Source organism: Vibrio sp. Vb0304 (genome assembly GCF_033338995.1).
GTDB classification, from domain to species: Bacteria; Pseudomonadota; Gammaproteobacteria; order Enterobacterales; family Vibrionaceae; genus Vibrio; species Vibrio alginolyticus.
On record NZ_JAWOTT010000017.1, the window covers coordinates 48,863 to 73,190 of the forward strand.

At 40.2% G+C, this 24,328-nt stretch carries 20 protein-coding genes; 7 read left to right on the forward strand and 13 right to left on the reverse strand.

From position 1 onward, the window contains the following. Nucleotides 1-9 precede the first annotated feature (9 nt). Genes murB through wecA form a run of 3 tightly spaced genes read right to left on the reverse strand, consistent with a single transcriptional unit; the run spans nt 10 to nt 3,386 of the window. Nucleotides 10-927 (reverse strand): UDP-N-acetylmuramate dehydrogenase, encoded by a 918-nt coding sequence (murB, locus tag R7P35_RS17905; protein ID WP_064368938.1) that lies wholly within the window; start codon nt 925-927, stop codon nt 10-12. 32 nt (nt 928-959) lie between these two features. Then, nucleotides 960-2,243 (reverse strand): UDP-N-acetylglucosamine 1-carboxyvinyltransferase, encoded by a 1,284-nt coding sequence (locus tag R7P35_RS17910; protein WP_064368937.1) that lies wholly within the window; start codon nt 2,241-2,243, stop codon nt 960-962. 60 nt (nt 2,244-2,303) lie between these two features. Further along, nucleotides 2,304-3,386: a UDP-N-acetylglucosamine--undecaprenyl-phosphate N-acetylglucosaminephosphotransferase gene (wecA, locus tag R7P35_RS17915; RefSeq protein ID WP_318092424.1), complete on the reverse strand. Its 1,083-nt coding sequence runs from the start codon at nt 3,384-3,386 to the stop codon at nt 2,304-2,306. Between the two features lie 1,143 nt (nt 3,387-4,529). Between wecA and R7P35_RS17920 the strand changes: the two genes are divergently transcribed. Beyond that, nucleotides 4,530-5,846 carry an MBL fold metallo-hydrolase gene (locus R7P35_RS17920; protein WP_258458319.1) on the forward strand — a complete coding sequence of 439 codons (1,317 nt, stop codon included), beginning with the start codon at nt 4,530-4,532 and terminating at the stop codon, nt 5,844-5,846. Between the two features lie 239 nt (nt 5,847-6,085). Then, nucleotides 6,086-7,093 carry a sugar transferase gene (locus tag R7P35_RS17925; RefSeq protein WP_017820724.1) on the forward strand — a complete coding sequence of 336 codons (1,008 nt, stop codon included), beginning with the start codon at nt 6,086-6,088 and terminating at the stop codon, nt 7,091-7,093. Nucleotides 7,094-7,203: 110 nt separating this feature from the next. Here R7P35_RS17925 and R7P35_RS17930 read toward each other — a convergent pair whose 3' ends face one another. The 10 genes from R7P35_RS17930 to R7P35_RS17975 form a co-directional block, all read right to left on the reverse strand. After that, nucleotides 7,204-7,968 (reverse strand): glycosyltransferase family 2 protein, encoded by a 765-nt coding sequence (locus R7P35_RS17930; protein ID WP_054579396.1) that lies wholly within the window; start codon nt 7,966-7,968, stop codon nt 7,204-7,206. Between the two features lie 84 nt (nt 7,969-8,052). After that, entirely contained in the window at nt 8,053-9,195 is a 1,143-nt protein-coding gene (locus R7P35_RS17935; RefSeq protein WP_054579397.1) for a polysaccharide pyruvyl transferase family protein, read from the reverse strand. After that, the gene (locus R7P35_RS17940; protein ID WP_042522621.1) at nt 9,195-10,271 is read right to left on the reverse strand and encodes a nitroreductase family protein; all 1,077 of its coding nucleotides are present in this window, start codon (nt 10,269-10,271) and stop codon (nt 9,195-9,197) included. Before R7P35_RS17940 ends, R7P35_RS17935 begins: the two co-directional genes overlap by 1 nt. Beyond that, nucleotides 10,268-11,578 carry a flippase gene (locus tag R7P35_RS17945; RefSeq protein WP_042522620.1) on the reverse strand — a complete coding sequence of 437 codons (1,311 nt, stop codon included), beginning with the start codon at nt 11,576-11,578 and terminating at the stop codon, nt 10,268-10,270. Before R7P35_RS17945 ends, R7P35_RS17940 begins: the two co-directional genes overlap by 4 nt. 97 nt (nt 11,579-11,675) lie before the next feature. After that, nucleotides 11,676-12,509 carry a glycosyltransferase gene (locus R7P35_RS17950; RefSeq protein WP_042522619.1) on the reverse strand — a complete coding sequence of 278 codons (834 nt, stop codon included), beginning with the start codon at nt 12,507-12,509 and terminating at the stop codon, nt 11,676-11,678. 10 nt (nt 12,510-12,519) lie between these two features. Then, entirely contained in the window at nt 12,520-13,332 is an 813-nt protein-coding gene (locus R7P35_RS17955) for a glycosyltransferase family 2 protein (RefSeq protein ID WP_054579398.1), read from the reverse strand. Then, nucleotides 13,319-14,587, reverse strand: a complete 1,269-nt coding sequence (locus tag R7P35_RS17960; RefSeq protein ID WP_225466402.1) for a hypothetical protein — start codon at nt 14,585-14,587, stop codon at nt 13,319-13,321. The genes R7P35_RS17955 and R7P35_RS17960 overlap by 14 nt, the downstream gene beginning before the upstream one ends. A 16-nt stretch (nt 14,588-14,603) precedes the next feature. After that, a complete protein-coding gene (locus tag R7P35_RS17965) occupies nt 14,604-15,506 on the reverse strand; it encodes a Wzz/FepE/Etk N-terminal domain-containing protein (RefSeq protein WP_042522616.1) in 903 nt (300 codons plus the stop codon). A 52-nt stretch (nt 15,507-15,558) separates the two neighbouring features. Continuing rightward, complete coding sequence (locus tag R7P35_RS17970; protein ID WP_054579399.1) at nt 15,559-18,261, reverse strand: SLBB domain-containing protein; 2,703 nt, start codon at nt 18,259-18,261, stop codon at nt 15,559-15,561. 64 nt (nt 18,262-18,325) lie between these two features. After that, nucleotides 18,326-18,844, reverse strand: a complete 519-nt coding sequence (locus R7P35_RS17975; protein WP_054579400.1) for a porin family protein — start codon at nt 18,842-18,844, stop codon at nt 18,326-18,328. A gap of 403 nt (nt 18,845-19,247) precedes the next feature. On the opposite strand from R7P35_RS17975, the gene R7P35_RS17980 reads away from it, so the two are divergent. The 5 genes from R7P35_RS17980 to rfaD all read left to right on the forward strand — a co-directional run bounded on the left by R7P35_RS17980 (nt 19,248) and on the right by rfaD (nt 24,250). Beyond that, complete coding sequence (locus R7P35_RS17980) at nt 19,248-19,466, forward strand: hypothetical protein (protein ID WP_031780921.1); 219 nt, start codon at nt 19,248-19,250, stop codon at nt 19,464-19,466. A 69-nt stretch (nt 19,467-19,535) separates the two neighbouring features. After that, nucleotides 19,536-20,216 (forward strand): YjbF family lipoprotein, encoded by a 681-nt coding sequence (locus R7P35_RS17985; RefSeq protein ID WP_042522614.1) that lies wholly within the window; start codon nt 19,536-19,538, stop codon nt 20,214-20,216. After that, on the forward strand, nt 20,213-20,971 hold the full coding sequence (locus R7P35_RS17990; protein ID WP_054579401.1) for a capsule biosynthesis GfcC family protein: 759 nt from the start codon (nt 20,213-20,215) through the stop codon (nt 20,969-20,971). Before R7P35_RS17985 ends, R7P35_RS17990 begins: the two co-directional genes overlap by 4 nt. Then, a complete protein-coding gene (locus tag R7P35_RS17995; protein WP_042522611.1) occupies nt 20,968-23,160 on the forward strand; it encodes a YjbH domain-containing protein in 2,193 nt (730 codons plus the stop codon). Before R7P35_RS17990 ends, R7P35_RS17995 begins: the two co-directional genes overlap by 4 nt. A 148-nt stretch (nt 23,161-23,308) precedes the next feature. After that, the gene (gene rfaD, locus R7P35_RS18000) at nt 23,309-24,250 is read left to right on the forward strand and encodes an ADP-glyceromanno-heptose 6-epimerase (RefSeq protein WP_017634969.1); all 942 of its coding nucleotides are present in this window, start codon (nt 23,309-23,311) and stop codon (nt 24,248-24,250) included. The last annotated feature ends 78 nt before the right edge of the window (nt 24,251-24,328 follow it).

Genomic DNA, 24,328 nt, shown 5'->3' on the forward strand with positions numbered 1-24,328 from the left:
ATTAACTCTTCACAAGAGTCGTTGGTTTTTATCTTTTATTCTTGCAATTTCTTCTAATTGATAAACTTCTCCACCCTTATCATAAAAAATAGCTTCTGATTTCAATTCAATAGCAAACTTTTCATAGCAAGCTTTGTTTATTTTTGAAACAATACTTATAATGTCATCTGATGTAGCGCTATCGGTATTTAGAATAAAGTTCGCATGTAATTTTGATATTTCTGCACCACCAACTCTCAGCCCCTTCAAACCGAGACTTTCAATAATAGCTCCAGGTGGTCCAAGCTTTTCAAAAAGTTCAGGTGAGCTTTTAAATACAGAACCACAGTTAGGAATTTTTCTAGGGAATTTATTCCTTCTTTCGGATAGAATATTTAACAAATTAGTTCTGTTTGAATTTGGGTTTATTTTATCCAATTTAAGCCGAACACTTGTAATTATTAATTCATTATTTTTAAATATTGAATCTCTATATCCAAACTTGCAGTCATCACAAGAAAAAATTTTAATTTTACCTTTATGATCTATTGTATTAACACTAATTATATTCTCAGATATAGATCTTCTTTGACTTCCACCATTCATTGTAACTAGCCCGCCCAAAGTTGCAGGTATACCAATACAATGATCTATACCACCCAATCCATTTTTTGATAAAAAACGTACTAAATGAGGAATGGGATAAGAAGCCCCGACTTCAATTTCATCATCATTTATTAAATTAATATATCTAAAGCCACTTCCTAGCTTTACAATACATCCATCATATCCATTAGAATCAAAAAGAATATTTGTTCCATTTCCGATGGTAATTATTTTTTCATTTTTAATGACAACGTCATAAAGTTCATTATGATCATTTACTTCATTAAAATTATTACAATTACCGCCTATTTTCCAATAAGATTTTTCTGATAAACTTGTCATATAAAGTCAACTTTAAATAGTCTCTACAAAATTTACTGTGAATATTTAACTTTTACACCCAGACCATCTAGTTTAATTATGAGATCATTATATCCACGTAGTGCCATTGAAACACCTGTAATTCTGGAGACTCCAGAAGGAGCACATAATGCAGCTAAAACCGCAGCCATAGTACCGCGCAAATCAGTTGCTGAAGCATCAGATGCATTGAATATCACAGGACCATTAGTCGTTATCTGTCCAACAGATGCTTCTAAATCTAAATTTATAAATTTCTGCAATTCAGATAGATAGCTAATTCTTTCTGGATATCTATAGTCATGAATTCTAGATTTCCCTACGGACATTAACCCTAACATCACGTAAAAGGGCTGCATATCAGAAATAATTCCAGGGTGGGTGCCACATGCGACTTCGAATGAATGTGCATGCCCATCCACCATGCAAGAAGGACCAATATAAATACTATCGCTATTTTGAAAAAAATCGACCCCAGCATTCTTAAGGTACATTAATGGAATTTCCATAGAGGAAAAAGGAATATTTTTTATCAAAATTTCCCCTCCAGATATTGCACCATATACTAACCATGTCAGTGCTTCGATCCTATCAGGTAATACATGATAAGTATGTCCTTTTAATAAATTACTACCTGTGACTTTAATATAACTTTGTCCAATTACATTTATCTCCACACCACTTCTTTTTAGAAACTCAATTAAATCTTCTATTTCTGGTGTTATATAAGCATTAGATAGTACAGAGGTGCCCTTAGCTATAGAGGCCATTAAGAGAGCATTTTCTGTACCTCCAACTGTTGAAATCGGAAATTCGAATTGACAACACTCTATCGTTTCAGGTGCAGTTATAACTATACAATTTTCCCTTTCCTCGACATTACAACCAAACTCTTCCCAAATAGATATATGTACATCATATTTTCTCGCACCTATATTACATCCTCCAGGATACGGTATGTAAGCTATTCTAGAGCGCTTAAGTTGTCCTGCAACTAACAGATAGGTTGTTCTAATCGGATAGAAGTAATCATCCAATTCATGTGGTTCATAATCTTGAGAGTCGATATAGATTGAGTCACCATCAATTTCAGTTTTTACACCATTATTATTGAGGAATCTTTCTTTATGCTTTGAGTCAACTAGGCTTGTTGGATAACCGGTTAAAGTTACAGGCTCGTCACAAATAGTGGCCGCAGCCAAAAGACGTGTAGCAGAATTTTTAGCTCCAGATACAGTCACAATACCTTTAGGTACCTGTCCACCCTCAACTTCAAGTATATCTTTATATAAAGTCATCTCAATTTTCCAAAAAATTAAATTATAAAATAATAATAACGCTAGCCTAAAATCAAACCGTTACTTTAGTTCCGTTCTTATATGGAGGTTTTTATTAAACACTTTATTAAAATATGTTAAGAACTTCCAAATATGGGAGATTAAAAAGAAATAGCAGCCAAATAGAACCAAAAAAGTAATAAACATTATTGATTCACTTACATTAGTAAAATCAGCCCATAAGCCTACCGCAGCACAAATGGATGCCATAGAACAGATGAAAATTAACGTTGCACCTGGTGAAAGCCCAATACGTTGGCAAATATGGTGTAGATGTTCTCTGTCTGGTTGGAATGGTGACTGACCTTTACGAACGCGACGAATCATAATGGTTGCCATGTCCATCAACGGTAAGGCAATTAACCACAGCGCTGTAACTGGCTTGAAAGCTACAGCTCCTGGCTCTTGTGTGCCGCGAATCAGCATCCAGACCACGGTAAAGCCGATAAACATACTGCCTGCATCGCCCATGAAGATCTTAAAGCGACGACCTAGTGGGAAACCTAAGTTCAGGAAGATATAAGGGAGCATCGCAGTCACTATCATTAAACAGATCGTGGCTAAGTATTCGTTTCCGTTGTAGGCAAACACAATACCTAATGCTGTAAAGGTGACCGAGGCTAACCCGCCCAGCAAGCCGTCTATACCATCAACCATATTGAATGCGTTAATTGCGCCTATTACCGCAATAACGGTGATCACTGCGCCAGCGACTTCATTAAGGGCAATGGTTTCGCTCCCCATTAAGTAGCCTAAATCGTGTAAGCTGTGGCCTCCGATGTAAATCATCGCAAGGGATATTCCTGCTTGGATAATAAGACGAATTTTGAAACTTACATCGTAGTAGTCATCTAATGCGCCGAGCACTATAAGCACAGCCGAACAAGATAAGTAGAGTGATAGGTTGTCATTCATTGGTAGGAACAGAAGGAACCCGACCAGTATAGTAGAGAAAATGGAGATGCCTCCTACAAGGGGTACTACTCCTTGGTGGAGCTTTCTTGCATTGGGTTTATCTACTAGACCTACGCGCTTAGCAACTTTGCGCATAACAAAAAGTAGAACGAACGACAAAATAAATACAAATAAATATGCATTATTCATGGTAGCCAACTGTGTTATTAAATAAGTTTGAGGTAAATCTATAACGCATCCGACTGATTCCCTTTACGGATTCCATTGCATCACAGGTCCGATACTGCTGATTCTTGCTTCGCTCGTATCTAGACACGCCGAACTCTAAGAATGAGCAGGTGATTTTTTGGCGTGACAAAACCACATTAGCCAACGTGGGTTGTAACGCATTGCAAACGCTAATTTCTAATATTGAATATGTAAGTAACTGAGTTCCACCGACACTAGCTCGTGACGGTCATCGGTTCTCAGCCTTTATAGGCAGGCCAAATACAAAGCTGAATACACTAACTAACGGTTTGGGCCGGTAGTTATGTACTTCTATAAACCTAGTATTGGGTTTTGATAGGTATGAGAAATGGAGATTTAAATTGTAACCTATGCCTAACCAACATTTGCTCGCCACTTTGTTAGCTTTGAGCGTCCCTCTGACAAAAGGGAATTACATAAATTTGTAATAGTTCTCGTTTTTTATAAATCAATCTTGCCAGAAATGCACTTAGGTGCTTATTATTATTAAAAATTATCTTGCTTGGTCTCTCTTCTGTTAGGAAAGAGACTAACAGATGATTTAGGCACGCTACCGCCCCTAGGTCTGGCTCCTAGAAGCAAGTTTTATACGTAGTGTTTAATGGTTGCGTTTCCAAACAGGAGACGAATTGTATAGTAAACACGTTGCAACTAAAAGTAGAACGTGCAAAAAGCTTGCAAAAAAATGTCTTTTTTCTGACACTTAACTCGCCATAAACGTGACGCTTTTTTGTTGACTTACTAATTATTAAACTCCTTCCGGCATAGCTGATGTTTGTATAGCTAACGCGTTAATCTCAGAAGCCTAAGTGAAAATAGTTGCAATAATATGAATTGCATCACAACAGGTTGCAATACTACACAGTCAAATTTATGACGAATATCTAAGTCTCTCTAAACTTTCGGTTTTGCTGTTTTCTTACTCTCATTATCCTTGCCTACAATGCGCTCACTTATTCACCACTTTCTGCTTACCTTGTTCATTGCGCGATTGACTGAGCCGTCTTTACGTCGCGAGGTGTCGCTATATAAAAGCAAATACTCGTAAGCGTGGGTTAACAAAGGAAAAGGCGTCGTTTCGTTATGAAAGTACTGCACCACGGTGGGAAAAATACGGTTACAGGCTCTTGTCACGAGCTCGTATTACAAAATGGAAGTGTGCTGATCGACTGTGGTTTGCTACAAGGTCAAGATAATGCTCAGCAGGAGAGTTTGAATATCGACTTTTCTATCTCTGATCTCAAAGCGGTTGCTCTAACCCATTCTCATATCGATCATGTTGGTCGGCTACCTTGGCTATTGGCTGCAGGTTATAAGGGACCTATCTACTGTACGGAAGCCACCGCTGAGCTCGTACCGCTTATGTTAGAAGATGGATTAAAGCTCCAGTTAGGCATGAGGCGCCATCAAAGGGAAAGCTTGCTCGATTTTATTCGAACGCTTATTCGCCCTTGCTCTTACTCCCAATGGATAGAGATAGAAGAACATACCTATCTTCGCTTTCAACCAGCAGGACACATTTTAGGGTCTGCATATGTTGAGTTTCATTTATCAAACAATGAAGTTGTTGTGTTCTCAGGGGATTTGGGACCTCGCAACACGCCTCTCCTACCTGACCCGGTATCGCCTGAAAAAGCTGACTATTTGTTTATCGAGTCAACATACGGCAATAAAGTTCACGAAGATGTTGAGTCTCGCAGTAGGCGATTGCTTTCTATTATTGAGCACGCACTTCAGGATGGTGGCGTAATTGTTATACCTGCTTTTAGCGTCGGGAGAACTCAAGAGTTACTGTTTGATATAGAAAAGCTTATTCATGAGCACGCCTTGCAAGATTCTCTGCCTATTATTCTCGATTCTCCTTTGGCTAAAAAGGTAACTACTACCTATAGGCAATTTAAAAAGCTTTGGGGAGCTGAAGCGAAAGAGCGGCTCGAGCATCACCGACACCCTCTTGCGTTTGATCAATGTATTACCGTCGAAAGCCACACTGACCATTTAAAGCTCGTCAATCGACTCGCGAGCACGGCAGAAGCTGCTATCGTAGTTGCGGCCTCTGGTATGTGTGAAGGTGGACGTGTCGTCAATTATTTAGAAGCATTGCTGCCAGATAAAAGAAATGATGTGTTATTTGCAGGCTATCAAGCAGAAGGGACGCTAGGTCGGCGAATTCAGGATGGAGAAGAGAACATATTGATTGAAGGAAGGCGCGTTAGAGTGGAGGCTCAAGTACATACCATGTCAGGTTACTCTGCACATGCGGATAGGGAAGATTTAATACAGTTTGTTTCTGGTATTCCTACTCCTCCGAAAGAAGTTCACCTTATTCATGGTGAACAAGCGTCGAAAAGATCGCTTTATCAACAACTGATAACCCTCGGATATAACTGCGTTATATAGTGAAATGAACAATCATTTAATTTCGAGGCAATATAATATATCGCAAACATAGTTTTTCGAGTTCATTGATATAATTACGTTAAGATTCAAAAACAAGTCATGAACAAGGACTCAGGTTCAAGAAAATTAACAAAGTTATGAGCATGTTCTGGATTCAGGGATATAATTTCTATACGAAATAAATTATAATCGCCGACTTGTAAGCAATTGGCTAGTCGATAACAACTTATTCCATTCCTATGACAGACAGTATGAGCGACACGCTTCAAGAACGAGAAGCTTCTGAATTAACTAAGCATAATTCTATCAGCATAACATCAGCATTGGACGAGTTATCCGCAAGTGAATCAAATGCTTGCCTTTATATCTACTGTCCAAAAGAAGACGAAGCAAAAATTGCTCAAGTACTTAAGAGGCATCCTGAGATTAACGCTCAGGTTAATAACTATTCTCTTAGAGACTTCAAGAGCAAAACGCTTTGCCACTTCAAAAGCTCGCATCTAGATCCTGAACAGCAAGCGTTTCTTGTCGCGGCGACAGAGCTAGGTGCTTGGGTTGAGCCATTAGTGAGCTATTTTGACCGTTCACTCGGATATACTGAAACTGAGCTTTTGCACAGCGGCTACTTCTTACACCAAAAAGCTTTTTCTATCCTTTCTAATCGTAAGAACAGCTGGCAAAAACGCTTCATCGATCTGTTGTTTGTTTTCATGCTGTCATGGGTTGCTATTCCAGTAGGGCTTATTACGGCACTACTCATTAAGCTTGAATCGCCAGGTCCGGTATTCTTTAAACAGCGTCGTACCGGCCAGTATAATGAAGAGTTTGAAGTGATTAAGTTTCGCTCGATGCGGAACGATGCAGAAAAGAACGGAGCCCAATGGGCAACAAAAAATGACGCGCGCGTAACGAAAGTCGGCTGTTTTATTCGTAAAACTCGCATTGATGAGCTCCCTCAGTTAATCAACGTACTAAAGGGAGAGATGTCGATGGTTGGCCCTCGCCCAGAACGTGAAGTGTTCATCTCTGAGTTGGAAAAAGCCATTCCTTACTATCGCTTTCGTCACGCCGTTAAACCTGGGGTCACTGGCCTAGCTCAAGTAAAATATCCTTACGGCGCATCGGTAGAAGACGCTATTTGGAAGCATAAATACGATGTCTACTACATCAAACACCAAAACTGGATGATGGAAGTGAAGATTCTTTTCCTTACAGTCAAAACGGTGTTATTTGGGATGGGTCGCTAAAACACGGCGAAGTTAATCGAACGGATCACAGGTATAAAAAAGAGCAGCGCCTTACGGTCGCTGCTCTTTTTGTGTGTATATTCTGTAAGCTCTATCGAGGATTAAGGAAACTAAGATTTGCGCTTAGTTCGGTGTTTCATCGTACCTTTAACGGCGTAGACAGAAAATGTAAATAGGCTTCTTGGCAAGCTCAAGCCTACCACGTCTCTGTAAAACTTCCATTGATATGACAAAACGCTAAATTTGTTAGCTGTCATACCACTATCCATCCGATACTTTGCTAATGGCTTAGGTAGACAGTACGCTTTAGGAGTATCTTTCAGTATATCTAACCACAATCCCATATCCTGACGTTTACGAATAAGAGGCATATAGCGCTTACCGAGTGCCTGTGTATCATAAACGGCGGTCAGGCACCCGATAACATTACTGTACATAAGTTTTTTATACGTTGTATATTCGGGAGCAGTTACAACACTCAGCTCTTCTTCACTAGTAAAACGGCTGTAGTGAGTGTATGTGAGTGGGTAGTTATTCTCCAGCATGAATGGAATTTGCTCTGCTAGTTTGTCTTCTGTCCAAAGGTCGTCAGAATCCAAAAAAGCAATAAAGCGGCCTTTTGCTTTTTTTATAGCAAAATTCCGGCTCGCTCCTGCACCTAGGTTTTCTTTGTTCTGATATACACGAATGTTATCGTATTTATCAGCATATGTTTGAATGACTTGCCAAGTATTATCGGTAGATCTGTCATCTACTATTATAAGCTCCCAGTTTTTATAAGTTTGGGATAGTACACTTTGAATACTTTCTAAAATGGTGCCATCAGAGTTATATGAAGGCATGATTATAGAAACAAGGGATTGGCTCTTTTGCATTATACTGACTTTTTAATCATCCATACTTATACAAGTTAATTAAACTAGAGGTTATCCCCAGAACACTTCTGAGGATAATTGCTATCATTTAATTTTCTTAAAGATTTCAGCCCACATTGCTTCTGTTTGAGCTTTGTACTCTGAAATTTTCTCAGTATATATCGTTTCTTCTATTGTGCTGATGGAGTCTGACAATGCTACTTTAAGTTCTTCTTTGGACCACTCTGGTGTTGCTAAGAATTGAGCACGATTGTATTCAGCAAAAAGATTCTCGTATTTATGGCTCCAGCTCGTACCTACACAAGGAATACCTTGAGTTAATGCACTTACACAACCATGGAAGCGAGAACAAATAATGCCTCGGCTTGAGCCAATCAAACCTTTTACTTTTAAAGGGTTGGTCTCTTGAATAATTTCAATCGGATGAGATGTTGTTGCTTGCACTTTTTCACACAGCTCACCATCGTGCTTGCCTTCATGGTTCAGCAGTACTGGCGTAAAGCCTAGATCAACAATGTTATCAACAGATTCTACTAAGAAATCTAGGTAGCGTGATTTCCAGGTAGTATTGGTGTTGCGCTCGTTTACCATATTGTAGTTAGGGATGATAAACACAGTGTTGTTGTATTTCGCGTAATCTTCTTCAAGCTCACCTTTCACAAGGTTCGTAAAGTCAGGCGCAATTTTTAACTTGGATGTATCTTCAAGGTGAGGTCGAATACCATCAAAACTGCTTTGCTCTCGAGCGAAAATAAGTGTGGCCTCACTAAAACCCTCCTTCACTGCTGTTTGTTTATCTGCATCAGTGAATGGACCTAAAGCTTGCGGCATAAAAATGAACTTTTTATCATGCTTAACCAGTCTTTTAACCTCTTTAGCTACCGCTTCAAGGTGTTTGGTGGGCCATTGATCGCCATAAGCAAAACCAGATGCATCCAACACTACGTCAACGTCTGCTTCCGTAACAATACCCCAATTAGTTTTTAGCCACTTTCTAACTTTAGACGGTAGGTAGTATGACAGCTCATTTAGGTCCAAAAAGCGCTTTTTCAAAGACAGCTTCTGATAAGCATTAACCTCGGCACGCGCTTTATATGGCGAATTGCCATTAGGTGCCAACACAATCTCTGCACTAGGATCAAACTCATTCAATTTTTGAATAACAGCGTGCAACATGAGTTCTGCACCTTTATTAACAAATTGAACACCTTTAATTTCAACGATCATTACTTAACTACCTTTATCAAATCTGAGTTGTCTTTTTTGTGAGAGAATGGGATAAAACCTTCAGGGTCTGCATAACCTACTGACATTAACATGACTGTACGTTCGTGAGGATCCAAATCCAGCAATTTTTCAAGTCTCTTTTCACGGTCTTCTACATCCGGCCAGTTGATCATACAAGAGCTTAGTTCCATTGTTTCCAATGCCAAAGCGAACTGCATTGCTACCAATGAGCCATCAATATAGATAACGTGGCGATCTCGCTCTGCTGGATATGCTGAAAGGTCTCCAACAATCGCAATAATCATTGGAAAATTATGCCCAAAGCCAACTGTACCCATTGCGGTATCAGCAACTTTATTCACCATATCTTTGTCGGTTACAACATGAAACTTAAATGGTTGGCGGTTACAGGCAGAAGGCGCTTGCTTTGCAATTGTCATTGCTCGCTCGATCTTTTCCATTTCAACTGACTGATCAAGGTACCAGCGAGTCGAGCGGCGTTGTTTAAACAATTTTTCTAGCTGCTCAGTCGTAATTTCTGAAACTTCACTTGTGTTTTTCGCATAGGGAACTGAACACATCGTTAGCTCATCTAGAGATTGAAGTTTCTCTAAGCACGCAAAGTAATCAGCTTTTGCTTTATCAATATCACTATCTTTACCCGCAATTTCAAAGAAATAGCTAAGCACGCTCACACACCAATCCAACTCTTCCTTTTTAAGTTGTTGGTTGTTGCAAGTGACAACGAAAGCATCAACGGTTTCTTGAATGTATCGAGTAGCAAATACATCTCTTCTTGGGCGCATAATCAAGCCCTTTTCAAGACGGTGTACATTTCGTCTCAACAGAACTCGGTTGTCTTTTGCCTTGGTATTATTATCGTGATACCGCAGACTTCCTTTGAGAACCGATTGGTGTTCACGATAAAACTCCGTGCTAAAAAACGTGTAGTAAAGAGAAGACGTAAAACGAGTTTTGGACATTACTCGCATCAACCCTGCTTTAGTGTTTTCAATTAACGCTTTAATTCGAGTTTTTGTATTCTTGTTCAAAAGCTTTAGTAACAGGCTTTTCATTTAAAACTCCTAATACAATATGTTATCGGCATAAATATCGATTTGGTCATAATTACTGCCATAATTTGAGTCTTGGGATGGAACCAAAGAACGAAATAGCTTGCGCTCGCATATGAAATCAGTGTGGAAATTGCTGCTCCTTCTCCGCCAAACTTGGGGATCATAACGTAATTGAGCACCACATTGATGATGGCCGCGATACCGTGGGTAAAGAGAGAGAACTTTAAAAGCCCCTCTGCTATCAACCACTTACTAAGTAGGGCTCGCATAAATATGAAGCAACCAGCCCAGATATGAATAGTAAGTATTGGAGTAGCTGGAGCATAAGGCTCCCCGAAAGCAAGAGGGACAAGCCACGTTCCTAATAAAGAGACGGCAATCGCAATTACTACCGCCATCCAAAGTAATATCCCACATAATTGTTCAAGTTGAAGGTTATACTTAACTTGGTCGTTACGTGCTTTCAAAAGTCGAGGGAAGAACGATGTGGTTAATGCAAGTGGGAAGAAATACCATACTTCAGACAGTCTTGCGGCCACAGAATAGATACCTAGCTCGGTTGCTCCGACCATTTGACCAATCATGAGCTGATCTATTTTTAGATAAACAACTGACATAAACCCAGATAAGACAAGCCATTTAGACTGTTTTAACAACGAAAGCGCATAGGGCTTATCCCAAGAAACATGCTCGACTTTGATAGCTTCAGCGAAACGTTTATTGTAATAGAGATAACTTGACGCATAAAGCACACCTCGAACAGCAAGTTCTGCAAAAAACACCCAGATGAAGAAGCTTAAATCGGCTTTAATATAAATACAGACTAGCTTTGCAATGCTTGATATCGCCAGTGTTGTAACTCGAACCAAAACCAAATACTTAGATGCAACTTCAGCTTGAAAGTAGAACTCGATGACATAAAATGCTGAGGATATATTGACAATTGCTGCAACAATCAACCATTTCGGATCCACAAGTTCAATTGAGCTCTGCCAAATTAATACAGCTACAATTGCTAATATCGCTCCAGCAATTCCTCCGATAACACGGAGTAAAAAAGAGGAAGATAGAACTTCATATTGACTGCGTCCATTGACAATCTCTCGTGTTACTAATGCATTTAGCCCTAACGATGTAAAAGGCGCTAATAAAGCTAAGAAAGAAACAATGAAGTTGTATTGTCCAAATTGTTCCGGCGCCAAGTATCTCGCCAGAAAAATGTTAATGAGAAAAGTTATTGCCAGTGTAATAATTTTCTCACTAAATAACCAAGCTGTGTTTTTTAGTGCTTTTTTTGTTGAACTCATTTTTATACCTAGAGAGCGCTATAACTTCACAGACCCCTCAATAAACTTTCTGGTTCAATGAGTGTTATGAGTTAAACAACTTTGGCGAATGAATTAATCAAACGCCGTTAAAACTTTTCTTAAATAAAGATAATGCCGAGCGATAGTTCCCACAGTTGATATTTTTCAACATATTAATGAATGACAGCGGTTTCCCTTGCACTTTAAACTCTAAAATATTCATCGATTTAAGGTGATTTTTTGACATTTTGTCTCTGTGTTTTTCCACAAAGAGTAAAAAACCTTGATGTTTTCGTGTATTCGACGAGGAAATCCGCTCTCCTCCATGATCAGTCTCTAAACAGTAATTTGCATCAGAAATTTTTAGAGCTTTTCCGAACTTCGCCACTAAACGAACCCAAGTATCGTAATCTTGAAATGCAGGGAAAGACTCATCAAAGCCACCAATACTTCTCAACTTCTCCGTTTCTGTCAGAATTTGATTGCCGACTAAGTTATGATGCAAAAGTTCTTTTAAAGTAAACTCTCCTTCCACAAAACCAAAACTACGCTTAGTCTTCGCTTCTTTCGTTACTTCCAATATATTTGCACAAACAAAAGCATAATCATCATTATAATATTCTACGAGTGTTGCAATACGCTCTGGAGTAAAATAATCATCATCATCCATACCTGTGATGAATTCACCACTTGCATTATTGATCGCTACATTTCTGGAGAAACAAGCACCTTTTACTTCACTATTTTTAAAATAAGTAATTGGATATCTTTCTTGCAATTCAGCAATCATCTCTGATGTTGTATCTTTTGATGCATCGTCAACGACAATCACTTCAATGTTTTTATATGTTTGCTCAAACACCGAGAGGATTGCTCTTTTTGCTAACTCTGCTCGATTTTGAGTAATAATATAAACGCTAACTTTCTTCATTTAGAGACGTTCACCTAACTTCAATATATTTTTTCAAGCTCTTAATATTCTCTGATATCATTTTAAAAAAACCAATATCCTTCCGATATTCTGGGTATTTTTTAATAGCAAACAGAATGAATATAAGATAAGACGGACAACCAAAACAACGATACATAAAAGGTAACTTACTTGATCGCATTGCTTTATTTGACCAATTTTTACCAGTACTTTCACTAGGGTGACAATTTATAAACTCAGGAAAGTATTTGATATTTAGTTTACTTTTAAAACAATCGAGAAGAAAAATATTCTCTTCTGACGCAGGTAAGCCACTACCTAAACCAAAGTTTGTATCAAACGATAAACGAGCCTTCTGTAAACTCTCTCTTTTAGCAACAACCTCTATGGAGGAGACTCTAAACAAGGTTTTTGATGTATGGGTAAATGCTTTTGACTGATAGTTTTTAAAGGGTTCGCCTTCCGGAGTAACTACTTTGAAAGTTGCAATATCGATCTCTTCATCTATATCAAAGACACTTCTGATTTTATCGAACGCGTCAGTTAAAAAGTAAACATCATCATCACAAAATACAACCAAATCAGATGACGCTCTTGCTAATGCAGCATTACGGCTATTAGATAAGCCGAGTGTATCTATATGATGATATTTGATATCACTCCTATTTTCGAGCAACTTATGAATCTTACTGGAAAGCTCATAAGCTACAGAAGTCTGATGAATAATGATATATTGAACCCCTTCAACTATGGGAAGTTCATTATCGTAAATTTGCTCTATACCATTATTGAGCGTGCTAATCAGCACATCAATCGATAACATTTCGCTTAAACTCTGCCAACTTATAAATACATAATGTAATTAATACTGCCCAGGTAAAATGGGTACTCAAATATTCAGAACGATAACTTGATGTTACAAGTATTTGAAACCCCATCAGTGCCCCTAAAAAGTAATATCGAGATAAAAATCCATGCTTTATGCCAGGTAGAATTAATGCAGTAAAAAACGAAAAAATCAAAAAAACACCGATCGCTCCACCTTCCCAAAACATATCTAAAACATAGTTATTTGTTATTCTGAATAGGTAGTCTTCACTACGCATACCAAAACTGTCTAGGACTGACATTGTCCCTAACCCGTGGCCAAAAATTAATTGTGTTATACTTGACTCTGCGATTAGGTTCGAAAATGAAATCATAAATTGGCTTCGTGAAGAACCACCACTAGCTTCATGCTGCAATTTATAGTAAATAAACTCAAGAAAGAGAGCGCCAAAGTAGACAATTACACCAATAAAAAATACAACTGCTAACATTATCACGAAATGACTTATTCTCGTTTTACCAGTTGTCGCAGTTTTTAAAAATATGTAGAAAAAGACAAATGCACATAATAATGCGAAGTTAACGTATGCCCCACCGGAGAATGACAACACAACGATAATAGTAGTCATTCCTAGCAAAACTACACTCCAGAACTTGCTTCTAATTAATAGAGCAATAAGAATTAAACACTCCATTAAAATAGGGGATAGAAAGTTTGGCTCTTCTGCAATAGAGGTTATTCTAGAAGGGAAAACAGAACGCAAAGCTGCTGGTACACCATGCATCCAATCTCGTGTATCAATGAAAAATGGAATTCCAAGTTGCTTACTTATAAGCTGCCAATACCCTAAGATTACAAAAGTGAATGTAGTGAATAGGCCATAATACAGTAATTTCTTTACTGATTTTTCATTCGCACTTGGTAACCACATGAGAATAACAAGTAAGTTAAGCACTAAAGCAGTGAAGGTGAAAAGTCGCCCTATTATTACAGTTCTAAGATATTCAGTGACTAAGTAATCTCGATTGAACACTATACTAAACAGCGAGACTAAAAACACTGCTAAGAAAAGGCCACATGTGGTCAGTGAGTACTTTTCAAATTTAATCTTTCTAGCTAAAAGAAAATAATATCCAACACTCAACGCAGCCGAAAGAAAAAGTACAACAAGTACAACTTTATTCCATTTAGTTACAGATAAAGGAGCTAGAAGAGTGAATAAATAAACATGCCCTTCTAGCCGTTTCATTGGTTCTAAATTTAAGCTAAGCATTCTTACGTGTTATTGCAATTCGTATTAGTGCGATAATAATTGACAGAATACCACCAATTAACGTACCAAGAACGCAAATAATAGCTCGACTTGGGCTATCTTTTTCTTCCGGAACCACTGGTGGATCGATAATATCGAAGATGTAGTTCTCTTGTGCCTCAGCAAGCATTAATTTCTTAGTTTGCTCTTCAATTAATTGATAAAAAACATTCTGCATTTCAGAGAGGTTTGTAAGATTCAGCTGCTTCTCTAAGTATTGAATATTATTCTTAGCTTGGTTGATGTCCTTGTTCTTCATCCATTCGTTCAGGTCTGAGATCAGCCAATCAAGCCATTGTTTTGCTAAAACTGGCGATTGGTTCGTCAAAGAAACAATAGTTGAACCACTCGTTTTATTTGAATCGATAACGAGTAACTCATTAAGAACTTTCGTGGCCTCTAAAATGGTTGGCTTTGGTGTTTTTCCGTCACTAACAACTCTTGTCCAAGTGCTTGTACTTTCGTCATAGATCTCCGGGTCAATATATACTTTTCCAGTAGCTGCATCCCAATGCTCGATTGCCATTAATGGGATCAAAATATCTCTACGTTCAATGAATGCTCCTAAGAATACTCTTGAGCGTAGGGACTCTAAAGCAATAGCTTGTTTGGAACTGTCTTGGCTACCAAACCCCGCTAACGCAGCTAAACCACCCAATTGCCCCACGGTTGAGCTAGGCGTATTGTCTGTTACCGGAAAAAGTACAGCTTCAGATTTGTAGAGATTTGGCTTTGAAATAGCAAAAAGCACTGACGCAACCGCAAATATAAATGTGATAGCAACGATCATTATTTTCTGTTGCCAAAGTAAGCGTATTAGCTCACCAATATCTAGTTCAAGTTGATTCTTTTCCATTAATATTAAAGGGGGATTTCTCCCCCTTTCTCTTGTTGAGTGGCTTAAGTCATTACTTCAGTGCGTTGATAGCAACACCTGTTTGGTAAAGGATCTGCGTTGCTGCAGTCCATGTGCTTAATGCATCACGGTAGTCGGTATCAATTGGTACTACAATAGTATCGCCTGCTTTTAACCCTTCTTTATTGTTTCCGAACCAATAACCTGATGAAGGCTTGTAAACAGAACCATCCGCACGCACTACAAAAATACGGTCTTCGTCCGCTTGTTTCTTAGCTCCACCCGCTTTGTTCAAGTAATCATCAACATCAAGTTTGTTGTCTAACAAGTAGGTAATTGGAACCTGAACTTCACCCATAATCGATACAGTATTGCGGAAGGTTGGGACAAAAAGGAAGTCTCCATCTTCTAGCATAAAATCTGCTGAACGCTCACCCTTTAAGATGCGATTTAACTGTACCACCATACGGCCAAGTGCTTTGCTGCGACTTGCTTCCTCAACAAATGCTAGTGTTTTTTCTGGGTCTGAAATTACAGAGCCCATATTACTATCGGCTCGGAACGTCTTCTTCGCTGTTTCTTTACGCATATCTGCTGCATATTGGTTTAAAAGCTTCTGCTCTTGTAAACGCAATGCTTCACGCGTAAATATTGCTCCTTGAGGATGAGCAAACTCTGTGAGACCACCTGCTCGGTCCAATAACTCACTTAAGGTTTCACCTTGACGCACGGTATAGGTTCCTGGGAAACGAACTTCACCCTGTAAAGTGACTGTGCTTTGTAGCTTCACATTTGGCTTTTCTAAGATGTTCAAACGATCTCGCCCCACGATAACTGCATCGTCCGAAGCACTGCCTTGAATTGCTTTACGCAGATCAATACGTTCAACATCAATATAAGCACGTTCATCCGCACTATTAATCGCAGTTCGTGCTAGTTCTGCATTAATTGTAAATGCGTTGTAAGTCAAACCACCAGCTGCTTCAATAAGCGTTGATACCGTCATTCTTGGAGTAATCGGATAACGCCCTGGGTGCTTGACTTCACCAAAGACTTCAGCAATTTGAGGGGCTAGTCCCAAACGAGACTGTTGCTGAAGTTGTAACAAGACAGGGGCAAGTAAAGTGCGACGAGTATTTTGCTTCAGCTTTTCAAAGTCTTCCTCTGTAATCTCTTTACCACGGAAAATGATTTTAGCTGGTTTCGCCTGCTCTGTGGTGCTCGGGTTGTTCAGCGTACCGTTTGCTGAATGCGAAACGGCAACAGAAGAGCTCATCACTTCTTGCTCTTTCTGTTGTTCCAGCTCAGCTTGCTCTTGCGCTTGCTCCAATGTTTTTGCTTTTGAAACAGCCTCTTGTGTTGCCAATGTATCCAAGTCTTCGTTATTAAAGCGGTTGAAAACCAATATACGATCTCGTGATTGTAACTGGAGGTTGTCTTGGCTACCTGGTGATAGAATTGCGTTGGCTAAGCTTAGTTGGAACACTTCAATATCACGTTGCGGATTAATCTCTCTAACCACAACCGCATAGTTAACATCAGCTGTAGAATTAAAAGCTGAGTCAACAGATTTGAAAAGATCAGCAACACGAAGACCATTGCGCCATTCCACATAGCTAGGATGACGAACATCTCCCTCTATCTGTACGTAACGAGTAAGCTCTTCGCTTTTTTTCAAGATCTTGATGGCATCGCCATTTTTAACTTTACTCTGTCGATCTTGCGTTTTATTGAAATCAAGCGTCAGAGCCTCACGAGCGCCATGTGAAGCGTAGCGTTTTATCTCCAATTGCTCGACATGGGCATTCGCAGTAAAACCACCAGCCATCTGAATAAGTTGCTGGTATGTTTCACCTTGCTTGACTTCATAAATTGCAGGGCGGTTGATTTCACCTTCTATAGACACTGTATCGTTAACAGAACCAATTAAAACAACATCATCCGGTAGCAAGCGCACATCATTACTTGCATCACCTTTTAGTAAAAGGTCATACATATCCAACTTACGAATGATTTTACCATCACGCTTTAGCTGGATATCTCTCAGCGCCCCACTTTCACCAAAACCGCCGCTGTAATAAATAGCTTGTGAAATTGTCGTTAATGCGCTAACCGTGTAGGCACCAGGCTTATATGCATCCCCCATTACAAACACTTGCATGGTGCGTAATTCACCCAATGAGATATCACTGCGCACACCAATCATTTGCTCTTTTACACGTTGCGTCAGAGAGTCACGAACATCAGAAAAGTGCATGCCAGCAACATTTACCGGCCCAAGTGAGGGGAAGTTGATTGTGCCCGCACGATTTACGCGTAAACGATGCGTTTCATTCTCCTTACCAAACAACTGCACAATGATTTCATCACCTGCACCCACGGTGTAATTTGCTGGCACAGGAACATCACTGATCGGAGCAAAGGTGCTTGGAGAACCAGCAAAAAGATCTAAACCAAAGCGTTTAAGCTCTCCCTGCTCACCTTTTTTGAGCCATTGTTCTTCGATATTGGAAGATACAGCGCTACTAGCTTCAGTTCTAGGTTGGATTACTTGCGGATTTTCGTAGGGAGACTTGTTTGAAGATGAACTAGAAGGAATGGAGAAACCATACTTACTCGCCAAGGCCTTTTGTTGGTCGGCGGGTAGGTTTTGAAACATTTTCATTTGTTCTGGAGTGGGTGTTTGTGCCATTGAATAAGACGCAAACGTACTTGCCAATATAAAAGCGGCAATAGAGAAATATCCTTTAAACATGGTATGTCACTATAATAATTGAATAAAAGACCCTAGCCCCAAGTTTGAGCTCTAGGTATTTAAATTAGAAACGGTGCTGAAAACCCAATGTAATCGAGTTAAGGCGAACTTGGTCTTCAGAGACGTTATCAACGAACTCAAATATCACCGCGCTTTGGTTATTTAAAGCGTAGTGCATACCTAACCCAAAACTAAATCCTTGTTCTTTGTGAGAACCTACATTTTGTAGATCAAGCTGAACGCTTGAATACCCAGCTAAACCATAAAGTGCAACTCGCTCTGAAACCGGCATATTCAACTTAACAAAGCCGCTCAAAGCGCTATCAACGGCAAGACCACTGTCACGTTGAACTGATGTCCCATAACGTCCTTCGAGACCAATGTAGTCATTAAAGAAGTACCCTGCTTGCGCACTAAGAAGGAAAGGATTCCCCTCTTTTACGGACTCAGAAGACGAGCTTTTCAATTCTGCATTTGAGTAGCTCACTAACGCACCAGCATAAAAATCGGCTGACGCTGAAAAAGAACTCAGGCTCAAGCCCAGTGCACCAAGTATTCCCAAACAATGCTGCTTTCTTATCACGTAAAAGTCCCTAGTACTGGTAATAATATGGGCTGCCAAAGCAAAGTTAAGCGTGCTATGCAGGCCATTAAATACTGAAGAGTTGGCACGCTACCGCCCTGAGGCGTTGAGCGTAAGCCACTGTATCGCTTTCTATATGGTGTAAGTAAAAACGACCTATTTCCTCCAAACCTCTAGTTCTGGAGGAAATAGGCCGACAAATTATGCACTCTTGATAGTTTATCAGCAAGCAAGGGAGCAAGATAACCGCGCAATGTCACGCTGGTGTTAGAAATGAGATCGAAAGCCATGGCAAAATAAGAAACTATTTACATGCTAAGGCTTTTTTATCTAGAATATAATTTGGAGCATTTTTATGCTACCAAACATCGATGTTTTTATACCGGATACACAAGGATTAATAATGAAGAATACAGCTCTAGCTATTCTTATGGCTCTAAGCGCAACAACTGCATTTGCAGCAGAAGAAGCAGGCTCAACAGGCACAGCTTCTGCGTCAGCAACTGGCACTACAGCTGTAGGTGTAGGCGCAGCAGCAGCAGTAACTGTAGTAGCAGTTGCAGCGTCAGATAGCGACTCAACATCTACTTCAACATCTACTTCTACTTCTACTTCGAACTAATTTCGTTTTGTAGAACAGAAGCTAATCGCCCTGAATGACTCAGGGCGATTTTATTTGTAAGAGGGAATAATGAATATCTTCCGAATACCTAAATGGATACGCCAACTCCTCATTCTTCCACTACTCCTTGTACTCTTTGGCTGCACACAGAAATTCAATGATGTTTCAGCAACCGTCCAAGAAGCCTACGGTAACTACATTGATGTCGAGATGACACCAGAAGAAATCAATGCTATTCCATATGCCAGTGCCTATTTGAAACTTGGAAATCAAAAACAGGTGTTTGTTGTTTTAGCTTTTGCGGAACAAAACCAACTCAGCGGCAAAAAACAACTGAAATGGGTAAGCGCAGATAAAGCTATGATCGTTACAGAGAATGGGCATATCGTCAAAACGATTGGTCTACAGAGTGGGGACTTAGCAGGTGTTTACGGTGACGTTCCAGATTTTTCTTTAGACTCAACCTCTGTCAACTACACACTTTCATACGATTGGGCAACACAATACCGTTATGGCTTTCCTGCAAATATAACGCGTTCTTACTCAGGCCAAGAAACGTTAACAACACCTATTTCTAGCACTATGACCAACGTATATAAAGAAGTTGTTGAGTTTAGCAGTCTTTCTCAATCGGTCGAAAACTACTATTGGGTCAATGAACAGGGTCAGGTCGTTAAAACCTTACAACACCTAGGGCCAAATATGATTCCGGTTGAGTTAACCATTTTGAAGGGATATAGCAAATCATGAGCAAGCAACTACTCACATTATTCGGTTTGGTCATGTCGCTTTTGAGCATGCCTAGCTTCGCTCAAACAGAAACCTCTGCTATGCAACCATTAAATGTTGAATTGCTAGAAGCAGGCAAACGGCTACAATTTCAAGGGCCGGCTCGTTTAGAAAGTGTGTTAGCACTTGCTAGGGAGCAAAGCGTCTCTCTGCAATACTCTCTTGGTACCACTTTGTTTGATAAATCGGAACGCGCCGAGAAAACCTCTACCGCTTTAAAGAACTCGGTGCTCAATCAAATGATTCAACACAATTTGGTCGCACATCCATTCTACAAGTTCATTCAGCAGCAAAGCTTTGCACCGCGTTTACTGTCTGCGATCGATGTTGATAAAATTCGACTAGATAAATTCGACAACCCACTGTTGCGCGGCGATTACCTGCTCGCTAGCCCTCTACGCGAAGAAAAAGTGTATTACTTAGGAAACCTAAGTAGCGTGTATTCCGTTAAGGCGCAAGCAGGCATCCCTTTGCAAAGACAAATAGAGAATTTGAAAAATAACATTGGTGCATTATCAACACCGCCAGTGTTGATCTACCCAGATGGTCACGTAGTTAAGCCGCATCACGGAGCTTGGTTAACGACACAATATTACTTACCACCTCTGACATTGGTATATATTCCGTTTGGTGATCTTGAATACTCCGAAATGGACCAAGATATTGTCCGCCTACTCACTCAATTGATACCAAACTCCACAAAGAGACCACAATGATGCCAATTAGAAAAAGCTTAACCCTTTCTTTAATGGGTCCTGCATTGGTTTGGGCTCAAGATATACCCTTTGAGGCTCCCTCGTTACAGCCTTCTCAATCTGATTTTGGTGGTGTTGGTTTAATGCAGATGCCAACCGGACGTATGGCTCCTGAAGGGGAATTTAACTTTTCTGTAACAGGTAGTGATGAGTACCTTTTTTACAACGTCACCTTGCAGGTACTGCCTTGGCTAGAGACAACTATTCGATATACTCGAGTTCAAGACTTGCCATACTCAACATCACTTCCTGATGTAGACAATGAGTACACAGACAAGGGGATAGATTTTAAATTTAGATTATGGGAAGAATCTGAATACATACCAGAAATCGCCCTAGGGGTACGAGACTTTGCTGGTACTGGCTTATTTGATGCAGAATATATTGCCGCGACCAAACGATACTCAGCTCCTCATTTTGGAACATTCGATTTTACTCTTGGTATGGGCTGGGGCTACTTGGGAACCAGAGACAATATAACCAATCCATTTTGCAAAGCATCAGACAAATTCTGTGAACGTTCTGAAGAGTTTCTTGATTCTGGAGGAACAACTAATTTTGACAGAGCTTTCAAAGGGCCTGCGGCTTTATTTGGTGGTATAGAGTTCCAGACGTTGCACGCTCCTTTACGATTTAAAGTTGAGTACGACAGCAATGACTACTCTACAGACTATGCAGTTGTGGGCGCAGATGTTGATATGAAGCCCCACACACCATGGAACTTTGGTGTCCTCTACCGTCTAGGCATGGCCGATTTTCGTTTAAGTTATGAACGCGGCGATACTTTAGTAGCAGGCTTAACGCTAAACACTAATTTCAATGACATGCCATCATTCTGGCGAGACACACCAACCCCGGAAGTGGAAGATAACCAACCCAAAGAACTGTCTGATGTTGATTGGGCACGTGTAACAGAAGATTTAGACAAAATTGCTGGTTATCGAAACACGCGTGTTTATGTTGATAACAATACAGTAACTGTCGTTGGTGAGCAGAAGAAATATCGTGACCGTACAGAGGCACACGAAAAAGCGGCGGCTGTACTTCACAATGAAATGCCTGACGATATTGATACCTATGCGATCAATGAACGCAGCCGAGGCTTAGTCGGCGAACAAACGATTATTTCCAAGGAGAAATATCGCGACTTTGCCCAAGTTAATTACATCAACCCCAAAATAGAAGATGCAACCGCAAAAGCTAGCAATAAGCCAAGTGGAGAATCTGTCTATGATGGTTTTAAACGTTTTGATTGGGGCTTTGCACCTAAGCTTGTTCAAACTCTCGGAAACGCTGAAGATTTCTATCTCTTTAGTGTAGGGCTAAGCGGTAATGCCTCATACTGGCTAACGGACAACCTTGAAATTGGCGGTTCGTTATACTGGGATTGGTATAACAACTACGATAAGTTTATCTATGTCACTCCACCTGATGGCACTACCGTTCCTCGTGTTCGCACCATGTTCCGCGCTTACCAAAATGAACATGCTATAACCATGTCAAACCTACAATTGACTTGGTTCCAAGAGTATTCCAATACCATGGATCAGCAATTCTACGCGGGCTATCTGGAGAGCATGTTTGCTGGAGTCGGTACTGAGTTTCTTTACCGTCCACAAGGAGCTAACTGGGCGATTGGCGCTGACGTCAACGTAATTTCTCAACGTGATCCACAAAGTTACTTCGGTGTTTACGATGAGAAATGGCAAAACGTGCCAGAATATGGACGTCCGTTCCAAGTTATTGATAAAGGCTTCACTGGTTTTGTATCTGGGTACTACTACCCTCAATGGGATTTCCTACAAGATTTGATGATCCAAGTCGATGTTGGTCAGTTCCTGGCTGGTGATGTTGGTACACAAATCAATGTTTCTAAGCAGTTCAAGAGTGGCGTAATTGCTGGTGCCTTTGCGTCATTTACAGACTTGTCTGCGGATGAATTTGGTGAAGGTAGCTTTACCAAAGGTTTCTACTTGTCGATTCCGTTTGACATCATGACCGTTAAGCCAAGTAACAATCGTGCGAACTTTAGTTGGCAGCCTCTTACTCGTGACGGAGGGCAGAAGCTCGGCCGCAAATACAGCTTAATTGAGTTAACCGACGAACGAAATCCTTGGTACCAAAGACCTAACCGTTCGGATGTGGAATAATAAAGTAATCAAGGGAGCTGCGGCTCCCTTTTTCATATCTAGATACTTAGTCATAGAAGACTAAAACCTATCTTCCTGCTTCCAATAGCGCTACTTTTCGTTTCTTGCTAGAATTCCAGAGAAAATTTTAATCTATGGTGGAAGTTCTATGATCATCGTAACTGGTGGCGCTGGCATGATCGGCAGCAACATTGTTAAAGCACTAAACGAAGCTGGTATTAACGATATCTTGGTTGTCGACAACCTAAAAAATGGAAAAAAATTTAAGAACTTAGTTGATCTGGACATCACAGATTACATGGATCGTGACGACTTTCTGACCCAAATTATGGCGGGCGATGATTTTGGTCCGATTGAGGCAATTTTCCACGAAGGTGCTTGCTCTGCAACGACTGAGTGGGATGGTAAGTACATGATGCTAAACAACTACGAGTACTCTAAAGAGCTGCTTCATTACTGTTTAGATCGCGAGATTCCATTCCTATACGCTTCTTCAGCAGCCACTTACGGCGATACAGATACTTTCGTTGAAGAACGCGAATACGAAGGCGCACTGAATGTATACGGTTACTCGAAACAGCAGTTTGATAACTACGTTCGTCGCCTATGGCAAGACGCTGAAGAACATGGTGAGACCCTTTCTCAAATCACCGGCTTCCGCTACTTCAACGTATATGGCCCACGTGAAGACCACAAAGGTAGCATGGCATCAGTTGCGTTCCACCTAAACAACCAACTTAACGCAGGTGAAAATCCTAAATTGTTCGCGGGCAGCGAATCATTCAAACGCGACTTCGTTTACGTTGGTGATGTCTGTAAAGTAAACCTGTGGTTCTTAGAAAACGGCGTATCAGGCATTTTTAACTGTGGTACTGGCCGTGCTGAATCTTTTGAAGAGGTAGCAAAAGCAGTTATCAAGCATCATGGCAAAGGCCAAATTGAAACCATCCCATTCCCTGAGCACCTAAAAGGCGCTTACCAAGAGTTCACACAAGCGGATCTGACCAAACTGCGCACCGCAGGCTGTGATGTTGAATTCAAGACAGTTGCAGAAGGCGTTGCCGAATACTTGACTATCCAAAACAGTTAAGCACCACAAGGTGGTAGAACCATAACCTGCCACCTTTACTCAAATGCAATAGCCTGTATCATTCCTAACTATCTTTTT